This window comes from Bifidobacterium margollesii (genome assembly GCF_002860355.1).
Taxonomy (GTDB): Bacteria; Actinomycetota; Actinomycetes; order Actinomycetales; family Bifidobacteriaceae; genus Galliscardovia; species Galliscardovia margollesii.
In genome coordinates this window covers 1-4,057 of sequence record NZ_NMWU01000057.1, presented here as the reverse complement: position 1 = coordinate 4,057, position 4,057 = coordinate 1, and the positions used below count along the sequence as shown (strand labels likewise).

General features: G+C 69.0%; 2 pseudogenes. Both read left to right on the top strand.

Going from position 1 to position 4,057, the window contains the following annotated elements:
- Positions 1-205 (top strand): annotated as a pseudogene (locus Uis1B_RS12115) (hypothetical protein); the annotation flags it as partial.
- A 243-nt stretch (positions 206-448) separates the two neighbouring features.
- A pseudogene (locus Uis1B_RS11475) lies at positions 449-4,057 on the top strand (hypothetical protein); the annotation flags it as partial.

Below are 4,057 nucleotides of genomic sequence, written 5' to 3'. Positions count from 1 at the left end.
CTGGAGGGACGAGGGCATCGCCTGGTACACCTCGCCCACGGGCGCGAACGTGTACCGGCTGTACAACCCCACGCGCTACCACAAGCCGAAGCACGGTCGTGGCAATGGTGGCGGCGAGCATGTGTACACCACCAGCTACGGCGAGTACCTGAGCGTCATCAGGGCCGGGTGGCGTGGCGAGGGCGTCGCCTGGAAGACCATGTGACCCTCCCCCGCGCGGCGTGATCCCCATGGGCCCTCCCGTCCGTCCTCCGGTCGGGAGGGCCTTCCCATGCCCGTTCCGTCCCGTCTGGCGCGTGTTTCCGGGTTTCGGCGTGTCGCCTGTGATTCCGCCGTTTCCGGGCGTGTACGGGTGGGCGGACAACATTCCCGGAAAACGTGTGACGATGAGCCGCGTATGGGCGGCGAACGGCGTCGCCCTCCCAACCCAAGGGAAAGGAACGGGAGCATGGGACGGATACGAGGTCTCGTCGCCCTGGCCGTGGCCGGGGCGACGCTCGTGTCGGGATGCGTGACCGCCAACGCGGCGGACACGTCACCGGCCGACGCGGGCGTGACGATCCAGCAGGACACGACAGGCAGCCAAACCAACGGCGGCAGCGATGACGGCACGGTGACGGTCACGCCGCCCGCCGGCAGCGACGCCGGAAGCACCGGCGGCGGCGCGGACGACGCCGCGGGCGATACGGCGGACAAGGATGGGAAGGACACCGGTGCTCCGGCCGGCCCCTCCCCCACGGCGAAGCCGGGCTCCTCGGCCCCGTCCGCCGCGTCGACGGCCGGAAGCGCCGGCGGGCAGGCGAGGCCGAAGGCCGCGCCCGCACCGCAGGCCAAGACCAAGTCCAAGGCCGAGCGGAAGGCGACGCCGGACGCGTCGGGGGAGCGCAGGGGCACGATCCATGTCGGCTCGCAGGAATCCTCCTCGTTGGACGGGGTGACCGTGCGCCTGTACCGGGTCGGCCGGTACCCGACGAGCCTGGACCGGGCGAAGGCCCTGTCGTGGGATGATCTGCACGCGACGGCCGTGGACGACACCGTCAGGGCCTTGGCCGCGAAGGCGGTGGCCGGCGCGGGCGTGAAGACGTCCGGCGATCCTGTGGACGTGCTGTGGCGTTCGACGGACGGCGTGGCGCGGGCGAAGGCCGCGACCGAGCTGGGTGACGCCCTGCTGCGGGCCGGCGTCAGGCCGACGGCGAGCACGGTCGGCGACGAACAGGACGCCAGCGTGCCCGAGGGCGTGTATCTGGGCGTGCCGGACACCCCGGACCGTCAGGCGAGCGTCAGCGCCACCACGGTCGACGGGGCGAGCCGTATCGATGGCGGCGGGTTCGGCTGGATGACCGTCATGGGACGGTTCGACGGGGCGAGCCCGGAGCTGGCCGAAATGCCCGACGACGTGCGCGACGGGAACGGGGATTCCGGTCTGCTGGGCCGCCTGTTCGGCATGTTCAGCGTGGTGCCGCGCACGGGCGAGCCGTTCACCCTGCTCGGCCACCGCGACTACGTGATGCCGGGCGGCGCGTTCACGGGCATCTTCGACCTGCGCGACGACACGACCAACAAGCCGGTCACCGCCCTGTGCGTGCAGGCCGGCGCGGACACGCCGGACGCCGGCACGAAGTTCACGCGCTACGACTATTCGTGGAACACCGCGCAGGAGGATCGGATGCGCGCGGTCGTGTACTTCTCGCCGTATGGGCCGGGCACGAACGTGATGCGCCTGCCCAAGGGCGACAAGGCGCTGGGCTACATGCACTACGTGTTCAGCGCGATCCACAACAACCGCGAGGACGACATCCCCGACACCATCAGGAACAGCAACGAGTACAAGGCGCTGAGGGACGCGGCGAAGAACCATCCGCAGCCCTACGGGACCGGCATCCGGCTCATGTTCTACTCGATCGACCCGAGCATCAAGAACAAGCAGAACCTGATCTTCTTCGACACCGCGCCCCGCTGGTCGGCGGACGTCAGCACGAACGCCATGTACGCGAACTCGGGCACGAACGGCTGGAGGAAGGTCAGCCAGGACCGTCCCGCCAGGATCTTCTCCAACCAGATCACCACCGGCTCCCGGCTGCGTGACGAGATCACCGTCACCGCGCGCGGCAACACGCACTTCCGCGACGACTACTTCACCATCGAAAGCCACCTGAACGTGGACGAGAACCGCGACGGCAGGCCCGACAAGGCGCGCACGTACCTGGAGATCCAGAACGAGCTGATCCTGAAGAACAAGTCCGTGTCGTTCCTCAGCCCCGAGGCCACGCCCGGCGACCTGGGCTACGGCAAGGCCTGGCCCGCGGGCGCGAACATCTGGTGGGACACCATCATCCGTCCGGCCAGGGCCGGCGACCCCGGCTACGACGGGTCGAACGGGAACAACGGCGGCAAGATGTGGAAGTCGTTCCTCAAGAGCAACGTCACGTACATCGGGTACAGCGCGGGCGGCACCGAGCGGCCCAGCGAGGCGTACTCCACGCCGAACAGGCCGTCCATCACGGTGTCGACCTTCCGGCGCAACGCGAACGACGGCGTCGCTCCCGCCTCGCCCACCGCGCCGATGCATGACTCGATCACCGTGCGCCACAACGGCGGCAACTCGATCGCCAGCGCGAAGGCCGGCAACGGCAAGCTCATCGCGGACGTGACCCTGCACGCCGACCTCAACGGCGACGGCAGGGAGGACCTGGCCATCGCGGCGAAACGCACCGTGTACGGTCTGCCGGCCACGTTCTCCGCGACCCAGTCGCGCACGTTCGACAGCGAGGAGTTCGTCCCCTCGGATCTCAAGGGCCAGACCGAGTGGCAGCCGAACGCGAGGTACTGGTTCGACGCGGTCGTGTACGGTCAGGACTCCGTGAACTGGTTCACCCTGGGCCTGCAGGCAGTGGCCGTGCATCCGGGCTCGAACGACCCCAACGAACAGTTCCAGATCCACAGGAACGAGCATGTGGACTTCTCCACGAAGGCCCTGGCCGGCACGGACGCGAACCCGACCGACCCGCCCGCCCTTTCGGGAGGCACGCAGCGGGTGCGCGACCGCCTGTACGCGCAGTGCACGGACATCCCGGCGGGCACGACGTTCACCGGCACGCTGACGCTGAACTGGTCGAAGGACGGTGACGCCACTCCGGAGGCGTCGAAATCCAAGCCCGTGACCATGGCCTGCGGGGCAAGCTGGAGTTCGTACTACGCTCCCGCGGATCTCGGCATGGGCGCGTGGCAGGCCGGCAAGTACTGGTTCACCCTGAGCGTGCCCAAGCAGACCCACGTTGATCAAGGTAAGACCCTTCCGGGTTTCGATGATTCCGCGGAGTCCTGGACCACGGTCGTGCCGTCCGTGTCGTTCGCCACGCGCGCCCAGGCCACGTTCAACATCGCGGGCAGCACCACCCCGGTGTCCGACCTGATCTGGACCGGCTGCACGAACATCCCCTCCGGCACCACGTTCACCGGCACCAGCACGCTCAACGTGGACACCGACCGCGACGGGAAGGCCGACCACACGAAGAGCGTGACCGTGGCCCCCAAGTGCGGCAGGACCGTCGCCTCGCCCACCGTCAGCCCGAAGGACCTGGGCGTGGGCGACCGGTGGCCCGCCGGCTTCTACTGGTGGGACCTCAACGTGCCCAAACAGGGCCGGTACGTGCTCAACGACACCGGACACGCCGGGCACGGGGACGCGAAGGAGTCCTGGACGGCCGCCGCGTCCCGCCTGATGACCGCCGGCGTGACCAGCCAGGCCGCCAACGGCCTGGTCGCCGACTGGAACCAGCAGGACGTGACCCGGGACACGAAATTCGACTCCCACGCCTCGTCCCTCCTGATCGCGGGCGGCACGGATCCGGTGTCCGACCGGGTGAGGCTCGACGTCAAGTCCCTCGACACGCCCGCCCACCGTGACTGGGACACGAACAACGACGGCCGGTTCGACGGGAACCTCAGGTTCACGGTCAAAACCACGATGCACCTGACCGGCGGGAAGAGCAAGGCGAAGACCATCGCCTACGCGTCCTACCACTCCGTTGCGGGCGGCAACGACAGCGGCACCGAG